Origin of the sequence: Microcoleus sp. N3A4 (genome assembly GCF_036701805.1) — a bacterium.
Classification (GTDB): domain Bacteria; phylum Cyanobacteriota; class Cyanobacteriia; order Cyanobacteriales; family Microcoleaceae; genus Microcoleus.
Map to the genome: position 1 here is coordinate 1 of NZ_JAUBRJ010000088.1, position 19,979 is coordinate 19,979.

The window sequence follows — 19,979 nt, forward strand, 5'->3', positions numbered from 1 at the left end:
GACAACTACAAAAATAGATGTTTGCTTACGCAAGCATTTAATTGTTAGTTTAGCATACCAACTAATGAAGAACCCAAAAAATAGAAATCGCAATTAACCAAAAACCGTCCTGACAAATTGTGAATACCGTGTAGTTGAATCAATCAAACTCATTCACCGCTTGCAAATAGTCGATCGCCGCATCTATCCTCGAAGAATACCTAAAAGCAAACTGATCGAACCAATATCCCTCATCGGAATTCTTATCCAACTTTTTCAGCCAAACCTGAGCTTGCCTCACTTTCTGCCTGTGCGTTTGTACCTGCAACTGCGGCCCCGCGACTTTTTCTGCTGGCGGCTGTTCCTGTAAAGCCACTTCCTGAGCTTTATTTTGCGCTTCGTGCTCAGCCTGAAGCGGTTCCTGTAAAGCCACTTCCTGAGCTTTATTTTGTGCTTCGTACTCAGCCTTAATTTGAGCTAAATCCTTGTCTAAATGACCAGCAGACAAATTTATATCTGATGTTTTAAATGTTGGATTTGACGGCGCTGCTGCTTGTTGCAAAGGCGCTTGTGCTTGCACCAGCGGCTGACTTTTCAACTCATCAGCTTGTTTTTGAGATGCTTGATACTCTGCCTTAAGTTCAGCTAACAGGCGATCGATCGACTCCATAACTTAAACCCCCTAAAAAATGCTGCTGGGCCAACTGGCCCCAATACAATCACGGAAACTTCCCCCGCCTCCTCAATCAGTTATTGCATTCAGCAATACCTCCGTCAGGGTCATTCCTTCAATATCATCCATCGTGACAGTATCAACGATATCGAATTTAGCCCCGGCGCTTTGCAGTTCGTCATCCAATATCTTGAGAAACTTAGTAGCTTCCGGCGCATTTCCTACTTGAATGAAAGAAATCGCCAACTCTTCATCTCGATCGAGCTTCCGCGAAGCCTCTATAATCGTTTTCATCACTTCTTTGCGATCGTCCGGTTCCCCGTCCGTCACCACTAATATTGTTTCCCCATTTTGCTTGGTCTTACCGGATGCTTTGCGCTGAAAAAAACTGTTCAGAGCGTCTTGCAGGACGAGGGCTAAATTCGTAGTCCCAGAAGGTTCGTTTTCTTGGAAAATTTGCACGACTTTAGCCGATGTTACGTTGTCGTAGCGCTTGAAGCGACCGGAAAACACATAAACTGTTATGCCGTCGGGGTCGAGTTCTTCGCATTTATTCGCCAGTGCGATCGTCGATTCTTGCATGAGCGCCCACCGACTTTTACCGCCCATCTGGTCTTTCGTGTACATACTGCCGCTTTTGTCAATGATAATTGTATAATCGCGGTTCTGAAGCATAAGATTTTTCCTGTTAATTAAGTTTTTCCAAAAAAGAGCAAAACCAGCGAGCAGAAGCTGTTGAGCTTTTGTTGCTCGCTGCGTTTTTTTAGTTGATTTGCGATCGCAAATACCGGAATTTAAGCTGCAACTAAAGCATCTTTAAGCGGCTTCCAGCTAAAAGCTCGATCGCCCCCCATCTCCACTGCTATTTTAACTCGCGGTTCTAACGTCGGCAAAACAGTCAAATACTCAATCTCCTGACTCGACAAAATCTGCCCTTCAATAATCCACAGCACCAGTCCTTTTGCTTTCGGCGGCAAATTGTCTAATTGAGTTTTCAACATCGGCGGCACGTAGTACGTATAACCCACAGCCCCTTCATTACCAGTAGTTTTCTTGCCCAAATGCGGCGGTCGCACCCCGTGAACCCCCGTCAAATACATCGCTAAATCGCCCAAACCCCGCGCCGTAATGGTGTACGCACCGTAGCCCGCAGCCCTGAGCCGCCGCAGGTAGCGCCCCTCAAATCCTCCCTCTAAAGGAACGTACAGGGCCAGCGACCCCGACTTTTCCAAATCCCGAATCAGATCAGATCCCGTCGTAATCAGTCCCATAAATTTGTGTTTCCTGCTGTATCAAAATTTGGTCGATCGCTGCTTGCGAGCTTGAAACATTATAAATCCTCTCTTCAGAGGCGAAAAGTTATCTTCTCGGCCTTGACAAACGCCAAACACTTCATGTACTATTGTGAATTGTCGCCGTAAAGGATACTGAGTGGTTTACTGCTCAAGTCCTGGCGCAAACAAGCAAGACCGAGAAAAAACTCGGAGATTTAGCAGGTAAAAAGCCGCGAATCTCAACCCTTGCAAGACTTCCACAAGCTCGCTCCCAAATTTAAAACTCCAATTTTAAACACCGAGGAAGGCTGTTGGTTGATAACAGTTAATTGCAGGAACACTGAAATAAATGTTTCTGCACAAGAGCAAGCGGATTGACGTAAACTTCGCAATCCGAAACCTCTTGCGTAAATAAAAGGAAAAAAATCCGTGTCTGTAGGCATTCTTGGCACTAAACTAGGCATGACTCAAGTGTTTGACGAGCAAGGGAGAGCAATCCCTGTCACCGTCATACAAGCAGGGCCTTGTACAGTAACGCAAATTAAAACAAAACAAACTGACGGCTACGGTGCCGTTCAAGTTGGATACAACGAAGTCAAACCAAAGGCTCTCAACAAGCCAGAATTAGGACACCTTGCCAAGTCGGGGGCGAATCCATTGCGCCACTTGCACGAATACCGCTTGGAAGACACCAGTTCATTTGAATTAGGCCAACAACTAAAAGCCGATACTTTTACACCGGGACAAATAGTAGATGTCATCGGTACAAGCATCGGTAAAGGTTTTGCAGGCTTCCAAAAGCGCCACAACTTTAAACGAGGCCCAATGTCTCACGGTTCCAAGAATCACCGCGAGCCTGGATCGATCGGACCTGGAACTACTCCGGGTCGCGTTTATCCCGGGAAAAAAATGGCAGGACGTATGGGCAACGTTCAAGTCACCGTCCGCAAACTAACAATTGTCCGGGTGGATGCAGAGCAGAATTTGCTGCTAATTAAGGGAGCAGTTCCCGGCAAAGCTGGCGCCTTAGTCAATGTTGTGCCTGAGAAAAAAGTTGGGTGGTAGTCATTAGTTATGGTTATTTGTCATTAGTAGCAACTAACAAATAACAAATAACAACTAACAAATAACAACTAATAACAGACAACTAACAACAGACAAAGGACAAAGGACAAAAGATATGGTTAACTGTGTAGTGCGAAATTGGCAAGGCGAAGAAGTTGGGGAAACAACTTTAGAACTGCGCGTAGCCAAAGAAGAAAATGCGTCTCACATCGTTCACAGAGCATTGACGCGGCAAATGAATAACGCCCGTCAAGGAAATGCTTGCACCAAAACTCGATCGGAAGTCAGAGGCGGCGGCCGCAAACCCTGGCGTCAAAAAGGCACCGGTCGAGCCAGAGCAGGTTCCATCCGTTCTCCGCTGTGGCGGGGCGGCGGTGTCATCTTCGGGCCAAAACCGAGAGACTTTGAAGTCAAGATGAACAAAAAAGAACGCCGTCTCGCTTTGCGGACAGCCTTCTACAGCCGTACCGAAGACATCATTGTGGTTGAAGAATTTGCAGAGCAATTTCCGAGACCGAAAAGCAAAGAATTGCTGAGTGCGATCGCCCGCTGGGGCATCGAACCCGATACAAAAGTTCTGTTAATCTTGCCAGAACCGCAACTAAACGTCTACTTATCAGGACGCAACATCGAATTAGTAAACGTCATCTTGGCAACTTCCCTGAATGTTTACGACGTTCTCGCGGCTGACAAAATTATCGTCACATCTACAGCCATAGCTAAAATTCAGGAGATTTACGGTGAGTAAAATCGACCCCCGCGACTACGCAGATTTGATCCAGCGTCCGATTCTCACCGAGAAAGCTACCCGAATGATGGAATTAAATCAATTCACATTCGACGTAGCCCCCAAAGCGACGAAGCCTCAAATCAAAGCTGCAATCGAAGAACTATTCAAGGTGAAAGTCACCGCAGTCAACACCCAAAACCCGCCGCGCAAAAAGCGTCGAGTTGGCAAATTCGTCGGCTTTAAACCTTGTTACAAGCGAGCAACCGTAACTCTGACCGACGGAGACTCGATCCGCAAACTCCTATTCCCAGAAGTCTAGACGATTTTGGATTTTAGATTTTAGATTTTAGATTTTAAATTGCGGTTAACTGGTGGAAATTCTCGAACCAGAAAACTCGTAAGTTAACCAAAGATCGCCAATCTTCAACCTAAAATCTAAAATCGATAAACGTCAAATCCAAAATCCAAAATCCAAAATCTAAAATAGATCGATTATGGGCATCCGTTCTTACCGACCTTATACCTCCAGCACCCGGGAACAAACCGTCTCGGACTTCGCTGAAATTACCAGATCAGAACCAGAAAAGTCTCTAACTAGCAACAAGCACACCAAACAAGGCCGCAACAACCGAGGCGTCATCACTTGTCGCCACCGGGGAGGCGGTCACAAACGGCTGTATAGAGACATCGACTTCCGCCGCGACAAACACAGCATTCCCGCTACCGTCAAGGCGATCGAATACGACCCCAATCGCAACGCCCGCATCGCCCTGCTGTTCTACAAAGACGGCGAAAAACGGTACATCCTGCACCCGCTAAACTTAAACGTCGGTACAGTAATTGTCTCAGGCCCAGACGCGCCGATCGAGATCGGCAACGCCCTGCCCCTGAAGAACATTCCCCTCGGTACCAGCATCCACAACGTCGAGCTAGTACCCGGAAAAGGCGGACAAATCGTCCGTTCCGCAGGCTCCAGCGCTCAGCTAATGGCAAAAGAAGGTAGCTACGTCACCCTCAAACTGCCCTCCGGCGAACAGCGCAAAGTCCGCGCCGACTGCTACGCCACCATCGGTCAAGTCGGCAACACAGACGCCAGAAACCTCAGCCTCGGCAAAGCAGGCCGCACCCGCTGGAAAGGTCGCAGACCCACCGTTCGCGGTAGCGTCATGAACCCGGTAGACCACCCGCACGGCGGTGGCGAAGGCAGAGCTCCTATCGGACGCCCGGGGCCTGTCACTCCTTGGGGCAAACCAGCATTGGGTGCAAAAACCCGACGCAAAAACAAACGCAGCGATGCTTTAATCGTCCGGCGCCGCCGCAAATCTTCCAAGCGCGGCAAGGGCGGCAGACAAAGTTAGTCATTAGTCATTAGTCATTAGTCATTAGTTTGTATCTTTTGACTGATGACAACTGCTAACTGACAACTAACAACTGACAACTGAACTCATTGGAAACACCATGTCTCGTTCATTAAAAAAAGGCCCGTTTGTCGCAGATAATCTGATGACAAAAATCGAAAAACTCAACGCCGCCGGCCAAAAACAAGTAATTAAAACTTGGTCGCGAGCTTCCACAATCCTGCCCCAAATGGTAGGCCACACGATCGCCGTTCATAACGGCAGACAGCACGTACCAGTCTACCTCACAGACCAAATGGTAGGTCACAAACTAGGAGAATTTTCCCCCACTCGTACCTTTAGAGGTCACGCTAAAAGTGGTGATAAAAAGGCAAAAAGATAGCCTAATTAGGTGACAGGTAATAGGTAGTAGGAAAAAAAAATACCAATTACCAATTACCTTTTCCCCAATTACCAATTACCAATTACCAAAATCGAAATGGCTATAGATACCACATCCGAAATTAAGGCGATCGCCCGTTACATCAGAACCTCCCCCTTCAAAGTGCGCCGAGTCCTCGACCAAATTCGCGGCAAAAGCTACCAAGAAGCGCTGATTCTACTCGAATTCATGCCCTACCGCGCCTGCGAACCAATTGTCAAAGTTTTGCGATCGGCAGTAGCAAACGCCGAACACAACGCAGGACTCGACAAAACCAAGCTAGTAGTTTCCCAAGCTTACGCAGACCAAGGCCCAGTCCTCAAACGATTCAGACCCCGCGCTCAAGGTCGCGCCTACCAAATCCGCAAGCCAACTTGTCACATTACCGTAGTAGTAGCTCCACTCCTAGAAAACTAAACCAGGGAAAAATGTAATAGGTAATAAACAGCTTAAAGTTGAAAAAAATGGGTAATCACCAATTACCAATTACCAATTACCAATTACCAATTACCAATTAACTCATCAACTATTATGGGCCAAAAAATACATCCAATTGGTTTTCGCCTCGGCATTACCCAAGAGCACCGCTCTCGCTGGTTTGCCGACCCCAAAAACTATCCAGAACTCTTGCAAGAAGACTATAAAATTCGCAAGTACGTCCGCAAAACCCTCAGCAATGCTGGCATTTCCTCGGTCAGAATTGAGCGCAAAGCCGATCAAATCGACCTAGAAGTGTTCACCGCCAGACCGGGCGTTGTCGTAGGCCGCGGTGGAGCAGGCATCGAAACCTTGCGCGTCGGTTTGCAGCAGCAACTCGGTAGCAACCGTCAAATCCGCATCAACGTCGTCGAAGTCCAGCGAGTAGACGCCGATGCCACACTGATCGCGGAATACATCGCTCAGCAACTAGAACGGCGCGTATCCTTCCGCCGAGTCGTCCGCCAAGCAATCACCCGCGCTCAAAAAGTCGGCATTCAAGGCATCAAAATTCAAGTCAGCGGACGCCTCAACGGCGCAGAAATCGCCCGTACCGAATGGACGCGCGAAGGAAGAGTCCCGTTGCACACGCTGCGGGCAGACATCGACTACTCCTACTGCACCGCTCAAACCATCTACGGTATTCTGGGCATTAAAGTTTGGGTTTTCAAAGGCGAAATTATTCCCGGACAGGAACAAGAAGCCGCACCAAATGCAGCAGTGCCCCGCACCAAACAAAAGCGCCGCCGCCAGAACTTTGAAGATCGATCGAACGAAGGCTAGCTAATTGTTAACTGTTAGTTGTCACTTGTTAAGTGTCAGTTGTTCCAAACCAATTAGCAATTAGCAATCACCAATTACCAATTACCAATTACCAATTACCCAACTCCCAAAGCCATGTTAAGCCCTAAAAGAACCAAATTCCGCAAACAACAGCGCGGGCGAATGAGCGGTATTGCCACCCGCGGCAACACAGTTAGCTTTGGCGACTTCGCGCTCCAAGCCATCGAACCCGCCTGGATCACTTCCCGCCAAATAGAAGCCGGACGCCGCGCCATGACTCGCTATATCCGCCGGGGCGGCAAAATCTGGATTCGCATTTTTCCCGACAAACCAGTCACCCAGCGCGCAGCAGAAACCCGGATGGGTTCCGGTAAAGGTAATCCTGAGTTTTGGGTTGCCGTTGTCAAACCCGGTCGGGTAATGTTTGAAATTGGCGGCGTAAGTGAAGAAACTGCCCGCGAAGCAATGCGTTTGGCATCTTTCAAATTACCAATTAAAACCAAGTTCATCACCCGCGAAGGAGACCAGTCATAGCGATAATCGAAGGTAAAAGTAGGTCGGCATTGGTCAAAGTTTTAAACGGCTACAGCAATTTAAAATCTACCATTCATAACTTTTCTTTCCTTCGACATTCAGCATCTAGACAATTCTGTCTTCTGTCATACCGATCGCTAACGATAAAGCACACAATTATGTCTTTGCCCAAGATTAAAGAAGCTAGAGAATTAAGCGATGCAGCACTAGCAGAGCAAATTTTAGCCGTCAAGCGCCAATTAATGGAATTGCGGCTCCAGCAAGCTACCGGCCGCATGGAAAAGCCTCACCTGTTCAAGCACGCCAAACACCGGGTCGCTCAATTGATGACAGTTGAACGCGAGCGCCAAGTCGCTGCTGATGCAGAAGCTGCTGAAAAATTAGCCGCATCTAAAGAAGCCGCAGATTCCGCTCCCAGCGCAGAAGTCAGCCAAGAGTGAGCAGCAGCCTAGCCTCGGCTCGCACATTAGCTAAAAAAACTCAATTGCACAACAACAATAGGTAGGTATGGCAATTAAAGAACGAGTTGGCGTAGTAGTCAGCGACAAAATGGATAAAACCGTCGTGGTAGCAATCGAAAACCGCTCCTCCCACACCAAATACGGCAAAATCGTAGTCCGCACCAAGCGGTACAAAGCTCACGACGAAGAAAATCAGTGCAAATCTGGCGATCGCGTCCGCATCACTGAAACTCGACCCTTGAGCAAAACCAAACGCTGGACGGTTGCTGAGATTTTCGGGACAAAAAACGGCTAACAGTTAATTGCGATATCGCGATCGCCCGATCGAAAATTAACAATCAACTAGCAGTCAACAGTCAACAGTCAACAGTTAACACTCAACAGTTAACACTCAACAATCACCATGATTCAACCCCAGACATACCTCAATGTCGCCGACAATAGCGGAGCCCGCAAACTAATGTGCATCCGCGTATTGGGAGGCGGCAACCGCCGCTACGGCGGAGTCGGCGATGTCATCATTGCCGTCGTCAAAGACGCCATCCCCAATATGGCCGTCAAAAAATCAGATGTCGTCCGGGCCGTCATTGTCAGAACCCGCAAAGGTCTGCGTCGCGACAGCGGCATGAGCATTCGTTTTGACGATAACGCCGCCGTTATTATCAACGTAGACGGCAATCCCAAAGGCACTCGCGTCTTCGGCCCCGTCGCCCGCGAACTGCGCGACAAAAACTTTACTAAAATCGTTTCCTTAGCCCCGGAGGTACTTTAAAATGTACGGAAAAAAGGGTAAAGCAACTAGCGAACCGCAGCGCCACAGAATGCACGTCAAAGCAGGCGACACCGTGCAAATAATTACTGGCAAAGAGAAGGGAAAAGTCGGAGAAATCTTAAAGACATATCCTAAAGTCAGCAAAGTAATTGTTAAAGGTGTCAATATCAGAACCAAGCACGTCAAGCCCCAGCAAGAGGGAGAATCTGGCAAAATAGTCACGTTTGAGGCTCCCATTCACAGCTCAAATGTTATGCACTACTCCGAAAAAGAGAAAATAGCCAGCCGCGTTTGCTATACATTTAGCGAAGATGGCCGGAAACTGCGACAGCTCAAAAAAACCGGAGAAATCATCGATAATTAGTCATTAGTCATCAGTCATTGGTCATTAGTCATTAGTCATTAGTCATTAGTCATTAGCTAACAACTAACAACTAACAACTAACAACTAACAACTAACAACTAACAACTAACAACTGCCAACTGACAACTGACAACTGACAACAAACAATTCCCTGACCAAGCCCAGGGACAGTTAACGAAACACAAAAACTATGCCGGACAAACTCAAGGTTCTTTATCAAGGAAAAATCGTTCCCACACTGATGGATCAGTTTAAATATACTAATATCCATCAGGTTCCCAAACTCGTCAAAGTCACCGTGAACCGCGGTTTGGGAGAAGCATCTCAAAATGCTAAGGCACTGGATTCATCGATCAACGAAATTGGCATCATCACCGGGCAAAAACCCGTGGTGACGCGGGCGAAAAAAGCGATCGCAGGCTTCAAAATCCGCAAAGGAGTACCCGTCGGCGTTATGGTGACGCTGCGCGCCGATCGGATGTACGATTTTCTCGATCGGCTGATCAACCTCGCACTCCCCCGAATCCGGGACTTCCGCGGCATCAGCCCCAAAAGCTTCGACGGGCGCGGCAACTACAGCTTGGGTCTGAGAGAACAGCTAATTTTTCCAGAAATAGAATATGACCGCATCGATCAAATTCGAGGCATGGACATTTCAATTATCACCACAGCAAACACCGACGAAGAAGGACGCGCTTTGCTTAAAGAAATGGGAATGCCGTTCCGGGACAACTAAGCACTAGAGTAAGAAGCAAAAGATGGCAGCTAACGATACCATAGCAGATATGTTGACGCGCATTCGCAATTCTTGCATGGCGCGCCACCAAACAACGCAAATTCCAGCTACAAAAATGACCCGCAGCATCGCCCAAGTCCTCAAAAGTGAAGGCTTTATCAGCGAATTTGAAGAAGCAGAACCAGAAGGGATCAAGCGACATTTAGTGCTTTCTCTAAAGTACAAAGGTAAAACTCGCAAGCCCATTATCACGGCACTTAAGCGAGTCAGCAAACCAGGACTGCGCGTTTACTCGAACCGTAAAGAATTGCCCAGAGTGTTAGGCGGAATTGGCATTGCCATTATTTCCACCTCCAGCGGCATTATGACCGATCGAGAAGCCCGACGCCAAGGTTTGGGCGGTGAAGTGCTTTGTTATGTTTGGTAGTCATTAGTCATTAGTCAGCAGTCATTAGTCATTAGTTATTAGTTATTGGTTAGTGGTTAGTAGCAAATAATGACAGCTAACAACTAACAACTGACAACTAAAAACTGACAGCTAACAACTGACAACTGGCAACTAACAACTGACAACTGACGACTAATTAACTAAAAACAAAGGACAAAAAACTATGTCGCGAATTGGCAAGCGTCCGATTAGCATTCCCAATAAAGTCACTATCACCCTAGACGGTCAAAAAGTAGCCGTCAAAGGCCCTAAAGGTGAACTTTCCCGAGTTATCCCAGCCGAAATCCTCATGGGACTCGAAGGCGAGACTTTACTCGTTACCCGCCGAGACGAATCTCGCGTCGCCAGACAAATGCACGGCTTGTGCCGCACCCTAGTCGCCAACATGGTCGAAGGTGTATCCCAAGGTTTTCAGCGGCGTCTCGAAATTATCGGCACAGGTTATCGGGCACAGGTTCAAGGACGGAACCTGATTTTAAACGTCGGTTACAGCAAACCCGTTGAAATGCCCCCTCCAGAAGGCATCACAATGGCAGTTGAAGGCAACACCAACGTCATTGTCTCCGGCATTGACAAAGAACTCGTAGGCAATACAGCAGCCCGCATCCGCGCGGTGCGTCCGCCTGAAGTCTACAAGGGCAAAGGCATTCGCTACAGCGGCGAAGTCGTCCGGCGCAAAGCTGGTAAAACAGGCAAAACAGGTAAGAAGTAACAATGAAGCTTACTCGCAAAGAATCAGTCCACCGCAGACACCGCCGGGTGCGGCGCAAGGTTTTCGGCACCGCCGAACGTCCCAGACTAGCGGTATTTCGATCGGAGCAGCACATCTACGCTCAAGTAATCGACGACACCGCCCAGCACACTTTGGCCGCCGCGTCAACTCTCGATCCCGAATTGAAGTCAACTCTCAGTTCTGGCGGCAACTGCTCCGCGAGCGTGCAAGTCGGTCAGTTGATTGCCAAACGCTGTTCCAGCGCTGGCATAGTCAAAGTCGTATTCGATCGCGGAGGCAACCTCTATCACGGTCGTGTCAAAGCCCTCGCAGAAGCAGCTCGCGAAGCGGGGTTAGACTTCTAGAGGGGGTAATGGGTAGCGGGTAATGAGTAATTAAAAAGTAAAAAGTCAAAAGTTGAAAGTTAAAAGGCCAAATCCAGATTTCTTCTATTTTTACTTTTTACTCAAACAATTACCAATTGCCGATCGCCTTTCACCAATTACTAATTCCCACAGGACAAAACTATGGCAGAACAAAAAGAACAGCGCAACAAGAAAAAAAGCAGCAGCAACAACAAAGGGCGCGAAAAAGAATCCGAATGGCAAGAGCGGGTCGTTCAGATCCGGCGCGTTACCAAAGTAGTCAAAGGTGGTAAAAAACTTAGCTTCCGCGCCATAGTCATTATCGGCAACGAACGCGGTCAAGTTGGAGTTGGAGTCGGTAAAGCTAGCGATGTTATCGGTGCCGTTAAAAAAGGCGTCGCCGACGGCAAAAAGCACCTAATTGAAGTCCCCCTCACCAAATCTAACTCGATTCCTCACCCCATCAACGGTGACGGTGGCGGAGCTAAAGTGATGATGCGGCCGGCAGCACCCGGAACCGGGGTAATTGCAGGAGGAGCAGTGCGAACTGTTCTCGAACTAGCAGGAGTCCGCAACATCTTAGCCAAACAGCTAGGTTCCGGAAATCCCTTAAACAACGCCCGAGCAGCAGTCAATGCCCTCTCCACCCTCCGCACCTTGTCCGAAGTTGCTCAAGAGCGCGGAATTCCAGTAGAAAACCTCTACGGTTAGGGCATAGAGAATGGGAAACTGTAAGTTTTGAGTGTTAAGTTCCCAGTTGAGAATAAAAAAAATCCGCAACTCAAAACTCACGCACTCAAAACTACTGCGTACCCGCTCTCTAAATACCAATTACCAATTACCAATTACTAAAACTATGAGATTGCAAGACGCCCGACCCAAAGCAGGCTCCCAAAAGCGCCCCCGACGCTTGGGCAGAGGTATTTCTGCCGGTCAAGGCGCGAGCTCCGGCAAAGGGATGCGCGGTCAAAAATCTAGAGCCGGCAGCGGCACTAGACCCGGTTTTGAAGGAGGTCAAAATCCTCTCTACCGCCGTCTCCCCAAGTTGAAAAGCTTCCCTCTAGTGAACCGGAAAGAGTACACTACCATTAATGTAAGTAAATTAGCATCGCTGCCAGCAAACACAGAAGTTACTCTCACCTCTTTGATCCAAGCAAAAATTGTCACCACAGACGACGGGCCGCTGAAAATCTTAGGAGATGGCGAACTGAATGTGCCTTTGCAAGTGCGCGCCTCGGCTTTTACCGCAGGTGCTCGTACCAAAATTGAAGCCGCCGGCGGAAGTTGCGAATTAGTTGCGTAAAGATTTGAGGTTTGAGAGTCTGTCCAAATCTCAAATCCTCAAGCTTGCTATCAGAAAATGATTTAGTCGAAAATCCCAAATCTAAAATCCAAAATCGTAACTATGGACGTTAGTAGAGAGAAAGCGCCAACTGCACAAGAGACATTCATGCAGATGGCTCAAGCTGCTGGTTTGCGGGGCCGCATCCTCGTAACTATTGGCTTACTGATTTTAGTACGCCTGGGCGTTCACTTGCCAGTCCCCGGCATCGATCGAGTCGCCTTTGCCCAAAACGTCCAAAATAGCCCTTTAATTGGCTTTCTGGATTTGTTCTCAGGAGGCGGCCTGTCAGCTTTGGGGATTTTCGCGCTGGGGATTTTGCCCTACATTAATGCTTCAATTATTGTGCAACTTCTAACTGCGGCTCTGCCAAGTTTAGAAGACTTGCAGAAAAATGAAGGGGAAGCAGGACGGCGCAAGATTTCTCAAATTACTCGCTACGTTTCTTTGGGCTGGGCAATTCTGCAAAGCGTTGGCATTGCGATTTGGGTCAGCCCTTTTGCTCAAGCTCCCTCGCCTTTATTCATAGCACAAACTGCTTTGGCCCTGACTGCAGGCTCGATGTTTGTGATGTGGATATCGGAAGTGGTGACGGAGCGAGGTATCGGCAACGGAGCGTCGCTGCTGATCTTTATCAACATTGTGTCGGTTTTGCCGCGCTCTTTGGGACAAACTTTTGAATTGGCTCAAAGTGGCGATACACAAGTTGTCGGCCGCGTCATCGTTCTGCTGCTGGTCTTTTTGGTGACGATTGTCGGGATTGTTTTTGTTCAGGAAGGTACTCGTCGCATTCCGATTATTTCGGCCCGCCGCCAAGTTGGTCGCAAAGTTTATCGGGAGAGCCGCAGCTATCTGCCCCTGCGCTTGAATCAAGGCGGAGTGATGCCGATTATTTTTGCATCTTCGGTGTTGATTGTGCCTTCTTTCCTCGCTCAGTCTCTCAATAACCCGTTTTTGGTTCAAGTTGCTAATGTTTTGAGTCCGAACGGACCGACGCCTTGGGCTTACGCGCTGTTTTATCTGACTTTGATTCTGTTCTTCAGCTATTTCTACGCTTCGTTGATTGTCAACCCTGTAGATATGTCTCAGAACTTAAAGAAAATGGGCGCCAGCATTCCTGGAATTCGTCCGGGCCAGAAAACCAGCGATTATGTGGAGAAGGTTTTGAACCGTTTGACTTTCTTGGGAGCGATATTTCTCGGTCTGGTGGCCATTGTACCAACTGCTGTAGAAAGCGCGATCGGAGTGCAAACTTTTAGAGGTTTTGGCGCAACTTCCCTACTGATTCTAGTAGGTGTCGCGATCGAAACTGCTAAGCAAATTCAAACTTACGTCATCTCCCAACGATATGAAGGAATGGTGAAGTAATCGCAATGCACTTGATTTTTATGGGGCCTCCAGGGGCAGGAAAGGGAACTCAGGCTCAGCTTTTAGCAGCTCTCTGGAAAATACCCCACATTTCTACCGGTGACATCCTACGCGCCTGCGTAGTTGCCAAAACGGACTTGGGTCAAAAGGCACAATCCTACATGGATCGGGGAGAGTTAGTTCCTGACGAGTTATTGATGGATATCGTGCAAGAACGTATGAATCAGTCAGATGCTCGTGCTGGCTGGATTCTGGACGGCTTTCCCCGCACTGTCGCACAGGCAGCATTTTTTGACAAACTGCTCTGTGATGTTGGTATCGAGGGAAGTAAGTCGGGAAAGGACTGCGCTCTGAGAGCTGTCAATTTGGACGTTCCTGACAATATTTTGGTGGCTCGCCTGTTGTCGCGGGGTCGCCAAGATGACAACGAGGAAACGATCCGCCGCCGGTTGCAAGTTTATCGCGAGCAAACTGAACCTTTGATTGAGTTTTACAGAAACCGCGAACAGTTAGTTGCGGTTGATGGCGATCGAGCGATGGAATTAGTCACCGCAGAACTGCAGCAAGCTCTCTCTGGCGACTCTTGAACCCTCTCAATACAGCTTGTTACTCACCAGCTTTTGCTAAGATATGTTAACTAGGAGCTTTTTGTGCTATCAGGTTTTGTGAGGGTTGCTAGAAACAGGATTGAACTCGATACTAATTGCCAGAACTTTACTCAAGTAAAGCTAAAGTGAGCGGTTAATTGAGTCTTTAAGTCGATCGAGTCGCCCGAATTCTTGCCCCCCGTTCCCGTTTTACCCTTACCAGTAAATAGGTTTTGAGGTAAACAGCGGGATACTCCTAGTTAATCAAATGTAGAGTTGAGGTAAATACCAAATTGTCTAAGCAAGATTTAATTGAAATGGAAGGGACGGTGACGGAATCCCTGCCCAATGCGATGTTTCGCGTTGACCTAGATAATGGGTTTAACGTGCTGGCTCACATTTCCGGCAAGATCCGCCGCAACTACATCAAAATTCTGCCTGGCGATCGCGTCAAAGTCGAATTAACCCCCTACGACTTGACCAAAGGCCGGATTACTTATCGCCTTCGGAAAAAATAGGCTTAGATAAAACTTTCTAAAAACTAATTCTAAGTTTAATTTAGAGAGAATTTGGTAAAAAGCGTCAAATTTATGCTATAATGCTACGTTTGTAGTGTTGCCGAGAAGGGCGTCAACAACCCACCGGTGTACCGGGTTAAGTCATTGCTACGCCGTAAAAGTATCGCTCGCCAACATTTTTGTGCAGACGAACTTTACCCCAGCAATGGGAGAGTGGGTGCAAGCGGGCTCCTTCATGAAACAACCCGCACTTTATACAATTTAATCGAGGAGAGGCCTACACCTTGCCCAGCCTCTCCTCCCACCGCTCTACGGGCAGTCCCAGCGTGCCTGCTCTCCGGTAGAGCGGGGTTCTCCAGGCAGGAAGAAAGATGAAAGTTCGAGCATCTGTCAAAAAAATTTGTGAGAAATGTCGCGTCATCCGCCGTCGCGGTCGAGTGATGGTGATATGCACTAACCCGAAACACAAACAGCGCCAAGGTTAGAAAAAAAGAAGATTGGGCACTGCACGCAGGTGCATCCTAATTGAACATTGTAGCCAAACAGGAAAACTAGGGAGACAAAAAGTGTGGCACGGATTGCCGGGGTAGACCTTCCACGCGATAAGCGCGTCGAAATAGGTCTGACATACATTTACGGAATAGGCTTGTCGCGGGCCCAAAAAATTATCGCTGCAACAGGCGTAAATCCTGACACTCGCGTCAAGGATTTAACAGAGGCCGACGTGACAGCTCTGCGGGCTCATGTAGAAACCACATACCAAATCGAAGGAGACCTCCGGCGCTGGGAGTCAATGAACATCAAGCGCCTGATGGACATCGGAACTTATCGCGGTCGGCGTCACCGTTTGGGTCTGCCGGTGCGGGGACAACGAACCCGTACCAACGCCAGAACCCGTCGCGGCGTCCGCCGAACAGTTGCGGGCAAGAAAAAGGCACCTTCCAAGAAGTAACATCTTTTTGGGAAAAATACGCTGGGGGCTGCTGGCTCCTAGCGCTTCGGGACATTAGTTGAGAGAAACGTTAAAGAGACTAATATGGCGCGACAACAAACAGGCAAGAAATCTGGTGCAAAAAAGCAGAAACGGAATGTACCCAATGGGGTAGGCTACATCCAGTCTACCTTTAACAACACAATTGTGACTATTACCGACCTCAACGGGGAAGTAATATCCTGGGCATCAGCGGGTTCCAGCGGTTTTAAAGGAGCTAAGAAGGGGACTCCCTTTGCAGCTCAAACAGCAGCAGAAAGTGCTGCCCGCAGAGCCAACGACCAAGGAATGCGCCAAATAGAAGTAATGGTGAGCGGGCCCGGAGCAGGTCGAGAAACTGCTATTCGGGCGCTGCAAGGGGCGGGACTGGAAATCACCCTGATTAGAGATGTTACCCCAATTCCTCACAACGGCTGTCGCCCTCCCAAGCGGCGTAGAGTCTAAAACGATTTGAGATTTTAGATTTTAGATTTTGGATAATGGCTAACTGCTTAAAGTCAAAAACTAATGGTTCTAACTGTTGCCCCGTCCATCCAAAATCCGAAATCCATTCAGGGGTATGCTCTGCAATCTAAAATCCAAAATCAAAAATCCAAAGTGGAAAAGGGAGGTCACTCCGTGGCGCAGTTTCAAATTGAATGTATAGAGTCTAACACTGACAAAGACCGCAGTCAGTACGGAAAATTTGTTCTGGAACCGCTCGATCGCGGTCAGGGAACAACTGTTGGGAATGCGCTGAGGCGAGTTCTGCTTTCAAATTTGGAAGGAACGGCAGTAACTTCAGTCCGAATCGCGGGTGTCAATCACGAGTTTGCCACGATCGAAGGGGTACGGGAGGACGTTCTAGAAATTCTCCTGAACATGAAAGAGGTTGTCCTCAAAACTCATTCTCAGCAGCCGCAAATCGGCAGGTTGCGGATTGAGGGGCCCGTCACAGTTACGGCCGATAGATTCGATTTGCCCTCTGAGGTGGAATTGATCGATCGATCCCAGTACATTGCGACTCTCTCCCCCGGATCAATTCTGGAAATGGAATTCCGAATTGAAAAAGGCATCGGATACCGAGCAGTAGACCGCAGTCGCGATGATGGATCGGCTTTGGATTTTCTCCAAATTGACGCCATCTTTATGCCGATTCGCAGAGTCAACTACAGCGTTGAAGATGCTCGGCTAGGCGGCACGGTCGAGAAAGACCGGCTGGTTATGGAAATCTGGACTGATGGCAGCGTGACTCCTCAAGAAGCTCTGAGTCAATCTGCTCACATCCTGGTAGATTTATTTGCACCTCTCAAAGACATCACCCAAGATTCTCTCAAACCAGAGTATCCAGGTGAAGCAGATCCTACTAGCCAAATTCCGATCGAAGAATTGCAGTTGTCCGTCCGGGCTTACAACTGTCTCAAGCGGGCTCAGATCAACTCAGTCGCAGACTTATTGGATTATACCCAAGAAGACTTGCTCGAGATCAAGAATTTCGGGCAGAAGTCGGCAGAAGAAGTGATTGAAGCTTTACAAAAACGCTTGGGCATTACCTTGCCACAGGAAAAATCAGCTAAAAGTTAATCAACGGGTAACGGGTAAAAAAGTTCTGAATTTTAAGTAGGTGAGTTTTTAAGTTAAAGAATTCACCGCTCAAAACTCGCGGACTATCCCGGCGCCCAATTACCAATTACCAATTACCAACTGCCATGCGTCACCGCTGTCGCGTTCCCCAACTCAGCAAACCGGCTGACCAGCGCCGCGCCCTACTGCGCTCGCTGACCACCGAATTAATCCGCCACGGTAAAATCACCACCACTCTCGCCCGCGCCAAAGCGCTGCGCTCAGAGGCGGACAGGATGATTACCCTGGCAAAAGAAGGCTCCTTGGCCGCTCGCCGCCAAGCTATGGGCTATATCTACGACAAACAGTTAGTACACGCCTTGTTTGAGGCGGCACAAGAACGGTACGGCTCGCGCAACGGGGGCTACACCCGCGTAGTACGAACTGTCCCCCGTCAAGGAGACAATTCCGAAATGGCGATCGTGGAACTGGTTTAATTCAATTTTGGGTTGGAGATTTGTGATTTATGACTGACAATCCAAAATCCCCAATCGAAAATCCCCAATCGATACAGCGCGTTGCTCTGGTGATCCAATACCTCGGCACTAACTTTCACGGTTGGCAGCGACAGCCGAACCAGCGTACAGTACAAGAAGAAATTGAAACAGCAATATCGACTGTTCTGGAACGCCCGGTAACGCTGCACGCTGCCGGGAGAACCGATGCGGGAGTTCACGCCGCTGCTCAAGTAGCCCATTTTGACGCCCTGGGCCCAATTCCGGCTCACCGCTGGGCAAGCGTTCTCAACTCTCGACTGGCAAAAGATATTTTAATTCGAGCTTCGGCAAAGGTGGAACCCACCTGGCACGCTCGGTTCTCAGCCAGTTGGCGGCGCTATCGCTACACCCTTTATACAGACCCGACCCCTAATTTGTTTGTGCGTCCTTTTGCTTGGCACTGCTATCACGCTCCTGTGGATGAATCTTTGATTCAGACAGCTTTGACACCGCTAATCGGGCGGCATCACCTGGCTGCTTTCCACCGCGCGGGGTCTGCCCGCCCCCATTCCTGGGTGGACGTACAAGCGGCAGAGTGTCACCGTTCTGGGCCTCTTGTCTATATTGAGGTTCAGGCGAGCGGGTTTCTGTACGGGATGATGCGGCTGCTGGTGGGGTTGCTGGTGCAGGTGGGTCGCGGGGAAAGGCCGATCGACAATTTTACAGATATCTGGGTCAACGAACGCCGAGAACTGGTAAAATATGCCGCCCCCCCTCAAGGTTTGTGCCTGCTGCGAGTTGGCTATCAAGACTTTCCCTTTCCTCCCGAAGTTTGGTATGACACTCAGCCAAAATTAGTTATTAGTTATTAGTTATTGGTTATTGGTTATTAGTTATTAGCAACAACTAACAAATAACAACTGACAACTAACAAATAACAACTGACAACTAACAAATAACAACTGACAACTAACAAATAACAATGAACAAAACTTACGTCCCTACTCAAGACTCCCTAGAGCACAAGTGGTACGTGGTCGATGCAGCCGACCAGCGGCTGGGCCGTCTGGCAACAGAAGTTGCCATGTACCTCCGGGGAAAACACAAACCGACTTACACTCCTTCTATGGATACCGGCGATTTCGTAATTGTCATCAATGCTGAAAAAATCGCTGTGACTGGCAAAAAACGCAGCCAGAAAATCTACCGCCGCCACTCTGGAAGACCGGGCGGCATGAAAACAGAAACTTTTGCCAAATTGCAAGCACGTTTGCCCGAAAGAATTGTCGAAGAAGCTATTCGGGGAATGCTGCCTCACACTTCTCTAGGCAGACAATTGTTTACTAAGCTGAAGGTGTACGCTGGCCCAAACCACCCGCACCAAGCTCAAAAACCAGAAGAGTTAATTGTTCACACGATTCCGGGAGGAAATGACTAATGCAAGCAACAGATACCGGCCGCGCTGTGTACTGGGGTACCGGTCGGCGCAAATGTTCAGTAGCGCGGGTGCGCTTGGTTCCCGGCACTGGCATACTGACTGTCAACGGTAAAGAGGGGGATTTGTACCTGCAATTCAACCCTACTTATTTGGCCCTCGCTAAGGCTCCTCTGGAAACTTTGGGTCTGGAAAATGAGTACGATATTTTGGTGAAAGTTGAAGGCGGCGGGTTGACAGGTCAGGCTGACTCGATTCGCTTGGGTGTCGCTAGAGCACTTTGTCAATTAGACCCGGACAACCGCAAGCCTCTGAAGACTGAGGGCTATTTGACTCGCGACCCGCGGGCTAAAGAGCGGAAAAAGTACGGTTTGCGGAAAGCTCGCAAGGCTCCTCAATACTCGAAGCGGTAATCGAGGTTCGGCAGCGGATTGTGTAACGGATGTAACGGATGTAACGGATAGAAGGAAGAGGGAAGAGGGAAGAAGGCAAAATTATCCAGATTCTATCTTCCTTTTTTTTCAAGTCTATTTGCTATGGACGATCG

General features: G+C 48.6%; 32 protein-coding genes. 29 read left to right on the forward strand and 3 right to left on the reverse strand.

Annotation, left to right across the window (positions count from 1 at the left end):
- Positions 1-139 precede the first annotated feature (139 nt).
- The 3 genes from QUA56_RS32075 to QUA56_RS32085 form a co-directional block, all read right to left on the reverse strand.
- Positions 140-649, reverse strand: a complete 510-nt coding sequence (locus tag QUA56_RS32075; protein ID WP_333366707.1) for a salt stress protein, Slr1339 family — start codon at positions 647-649, stop codon at positions 140-142.
- A gap of 72 nt (positions 650-721) precedes the next feature.
- Positions 722-1,327, reverse strand: a complete 606-nt coding sequence (locus tag QUA56_RS32080) for a VWA domain-containing protein (RefSeq protein ID WP_333366709.1) — start codon at positions 1,325-1,327, stop codon at positions 722-724.
- Positions 1,328-1,446: 119 nt separating this feature from the next.
- Positions 1,447-1,923, reverse strand: a complete 477-nt coding sequence (locus QUA56_RS32085; RefSeq protein ID WP_333366712.1) for an NAD(P)H-quinone oxidoreductase subunit N — start codon at positions 1,921-1,923, stop codon at positions 1,447-1,449.
- 432 nt (positions 1,924-2,355) lie between these two features.
- On the opposite strand from QUA56_RS32085, the gene rplC reads away from it, so the two are divergent.
- From rplC to rpsI, 29 genes are all read left to right on the forward strand, one after another.
- Positions 2,356-2,991, forward strand: a complete 636-nt coding sequence (gene rplC / locus QUA56_RS32090) for a 50S ribosomal protein L3 (RefSeq protein WP_333366715.1) — start codon at positions 2,356-2,358, stop codon at positions 2,989-2,991.
- A gap of 115 nt (positions 2,992-3,106) precedes the next feature.
- A complete protein-coding gene (rplD, locus tag QUA56_RS32095; RefSeq protein WP_333366717.1) occupies positions 3,107-3,739 on the forward strand; it encodes a 50S ribosomal protein L4 in 633 nt (210 codons plus the stop codon).
- Positions 3,732-4,040 (forward strand): 50S ribosomal protein L23, encoded by a 309-nt coding sequence (locus tag QUA56_RS32100; protein WP_172190395.1) that lies wholly within the window; start codon positions 3,732-3,734, stop codon positions 4,038-4,040. The genes rplD and QUA56_RS32100 overlap by 8 nt, the downstream gene beginning before the upstream one ends.
- Before the next feature lie 175 nt (positions 4,041-4,215).
- Positions 4,216-5,079: a 50S ribosomal protein L2 gene (gene rplB / locus QUA56_RS32105; protein ID WP_006634998.1), complete on the forward strand. Its 864-nt coding sequence runs from the start codon at positions 4,216-4,218 to the stop codon at positions 5,077-5,079.
- 100 nt (positions 5,080-5,179) lie between these two features.
- Positions 5,180-5,461: a 30S ribosomal protein S19 gene (rpsS, locus tag QUA56_RS32110; protein ID WP_333366721.1), complete on the forward strand. Its 282-nt coding sequence runs from the start codon at positions 5,180-5,182 to the stop codon at positions 5,459-5,461.
- 96 nt (positions 5,462-5,557) lie between these two features.
- Positions 5,558-5,917 (forward strand): 50S ribosomal protein L22, encoded by a 360-nt coding sequence (gene rplV, locus QUA56_RS32115; RefSeq protein WP_333366724.1) that lies wholly within the window; start codon positions 5,558-5,560, stop codon positions 5,915-5,917.
- Between the two features lie 114 nt (positions 5,918-6,031).
- On the forward strand, positions 6,032-6,760 hold the full coding sequence (gene rpsC, locus QUA56_RS32120; RefSeq protein WP_242719701.1) for a 30S ribosomal protein S3: 729 nt from the start codon (positions 6,032-6,034) through the stop codon (positions 6,758-6,760).
- A 114-nt stretch (positions 6,761-6,874) separates the two neighbouring features.
- Complete coding sequence (gene rplP / locus QUA56_RS32125; protein ID WP_333366727.1) at positions 6,875-7,294, forward strand: 50S ribosomal protein L16; 420 nt, start codon at positions 6,875-6,877, stop codon at positions 7,292-7,294.
- Between the two features lie 158 nt (positions 7,295-7,452).
- On the forward strand, positions 7,453-7,734 hold the full coding sequence (gene rpmC, locus QUA56_RS32130; protein ID WP_333366729.1) for a 50S ribosomal protein L29: 282 nt from the start codon (positions 7,453-7,455) through the stop codon (positions 7,732-7,734).
- Between the two features lie 67 nt (positions 7,735-7,801).
- Entirely contained in the window at positions 7,802-8,050 is a 249-nt protein-coding gene (gene rpsQ, locus QUA56_RS32135; protein ID WP_006634992.1) for a 30S ribosomal protein S17, read from the forward strand.
- Positions 8,051-8,158: 108 nt separating this feature from the next.
- Positions 8,159-8,527, forward strand: a complete 369-nt coding sequence (rplN, locus tag QUA56_RS32140) for a 50S ribosomal protein L14 (RefSeq protein ID WP_006634991.1) — start codon at positions 8,159-8,161, stop codon at positions 8,525-8,527.
- A gap of 1 nt (position 8,528) precedes the next feature.
- The gene (gene rplX, locus QUA56_RS32145; protein WP_333366732.1) at positions 8,529-8,891 is read left to right on the forward strand and encodes a 50S ribosomal protein L24; all 363 of its coding nucleotides are present in this window, start codon (positions 8,529-8,531) and stop codon (positions 8,889-8,891) included.
- A gap of 190 nt (positions 8,892-9,081) precedes the next feature.
- On the forward strand, positions 9,082-9,627 hold the full coding sequence (gene rplE / locus QUA56_RS32150) for a 50S ribosomal protein L5 (RefSeq protein ID WP_333366735.1): 546 nt from the start codon (positions 9,082-9,084) through the stop codon (positions 9,625-9,627).
- Positions 9,628-9,649: 22 nt separating this feature from the next.
- Entirely contained in the window at positions 9,650-10,054 is a 405-nt protein-coding gene (gene rpsH, locus QUA56_RS32155) for a 30S ribosomal protein S8 (protein WP_332978141.1), read from the forward strand.
- 184 nt (positions 10,055-10,238) lie between these two features.
- Entirely contained in the window at positions 10,239-10,787 is a 549-nt protein-coding gene (rplF, locus tag QUA56_RS32160; protein WP_333366738.1) for a 50S ribosomal protein L6, read from the forward strand.
- Positions 10,788-10,789: 2 nt separating this feature from the next.
- Positions 10,790-11,152, forward strand: a complete 363-nt coding sequence (gene rplR, locus QUA56_RS32165) for a 50S ribosomal protein L18 (protein ID WP_333366740.1) — start codon at positions 10,790-10,792, stop codon at positions 11,150-11,152.
- A gap of 162 nt (positions 11,153-11,314) precedes the next feature.
- The gene (gene rpsE / locus QUA56_RS32170; RefSeq protein ID WP_190745441.1) at positions 11,315-11,863 is read left to right on the forward strand and encodes a 30S ribosomal protein S5; all 549 of its coding nucleotides are present in this window, start codon (positions 11,315-11,317) and stop codon (positions 11,861-11,863) included.
- Between the two features lie 145 nt (positions 11,864-12,008).
- On the forward strand, positions 12,009-12,455 hold the full coding sequence (rplO, locus tag QUA56_RS32175) for a 50S ribosomal protein L15 (protein ID WP_006634984.1): 447 nt from the start codon (positions 12,009-12,011) through the stop codon (positions 12,453-12,455).
- Between the two features lie 102 nt (positions 12,456-12,557).
- On the forward strand, positions 12,558-13,862 hold the full coding sequence (gene secY, locus QUA56_RS32180) for a preprotein translocase subunit SecY (protein ID WP_333366743.1): 1,305 nt from the start codon (positions 12,558-12,560) through the stop codon (positions 13,860-13,862).
- Between the two features lie 5 nt (positions 13,863-13,867).
- The gene (locus QUA56_RS32185) at positions 13,868-14,449 is read left to right on the forward strand and encodes an adenylate kinase (RefSeq protein WP_333366745.1); all 582 of its coding nucleotides are present in this window, start codon (positions 13,868-13,870) and stop codon (positions 14,447-14,449) included.
- Between the two features lie 293 nt (positions 14,450-14,742).
- Positions 14,743-14,967 carry a translation initiation factor IF-1 gene (gene infA / locus QUA56_RS32190; RefSeq protein WP_006276978.1) on the forward strand — a complete coding sequence of 75 codons (225 nt, stop codon included), beginning with the start codon at positions 14,743-14,745 and terminating at the stop codon, positions 14,965-14,967.
- Between the two features lie 371 nt (positions 14,968-15,338).
- Positions 15,339-15,452 carry a 50S ribosomal protein L36 gene (gene rpmJ, locus QUA56_RS32195; RefSeq protein ID WP_015178722.1) on the forward strand — a complete coding sequence of 38 codons (114 nt, stop codon included), beginning with the start codon at positions 15,339-15,341 and terminating at the stop codon, positions 15,450-15,452.
- Positions 15,453-15,535: 83 nt separating this feature from the next.
- The gene (rpsM, locus tag QUA56_RS32200) at positions 15,536-15,919 is read left to right on the forward strand and encodes a 30S ribosomal protein S13 (protein WP_006634981.1); all 384 of its coding nucleotides are present in this window, start codon (positions 15,536-15,538) and stop codon (positions 15,917-15,919) included.
- Between the two features lie 84 nt (positions 15,920-16,003).
- The gene (gene rpsK, locus QUA56_RS32205; RefSeq protein ID WP_006634980.1) at positions 16,004-16,402 is read left to right on the forward strand and encodes a 30S ribosomal protein S11; all 399 of its coding nucleotides are present in this window, start codon (positions 16,004-16,006) and stop codon (positions 16,400-16,402) included.
- Between the two features lie 174 nt (positions 16,403-16,576).
- Entirely contained in the window at positions 16,577-17,521 is a 945-nt protein-coding gene (locus tag QUA56_RS32210) for a DNA-directed RNA polymerase subunit alpha (RefSeq protein WP_333366787.1), read from the forward strand.
- A 125-nt stretch (positions 17,522-17,646) separates the two neighbouring features.
- Complete coding sequence (gene rplQ, locus QUA56_RS32215) at positions 17,647-17,997, forward strand: 50S ribosomal protein L17 (RefSeq protein ID WP_333174645.1); 351 nt, start codon at positions 17,647-17,649, stop codon at positions 17,995-17,997.
- A gap of 29 nt (positions 17,998-18,026) precedes the next feature.
- A complete protein-coding gene (gene truA / locus QUA56_RS32220; protein ID WP_333366748.1) occupies positions 18,027-18,869 on the forward strand; it encodes a tRNA pseudouridine(38-40) synthase TruA in 843 nt (280 codons plus the stop codon).
- Positions 18,870-18,979: 110 nt separating this feature from the next.
- Entirely contained in the window at positions 18,980-19,435 is a 456-nt protein-coding gene (gene rplM, locus QUA56_RS32225; RefSeq protein WP_333306989.1) for a 50S ribosomal protein L13, read from the forward strand.
- Positions 19,435-19,845 (forward strand): 30S ribosomal protein S9, encoded by a 411-nt coding sequence (gene rpsI / locus QUA56_RS32230; RefSeq protein WP_106147490.1) that lies wholly within the window; start codon positions 19,435-19,437, stop codon positions 19,843-19,845. The genes rplM and rpsI overlap by 1 nt, the downstream gene beginning before the upstream one ends.
- Positions 19,846-19,979: the final 134 nt, after the last annotated feature.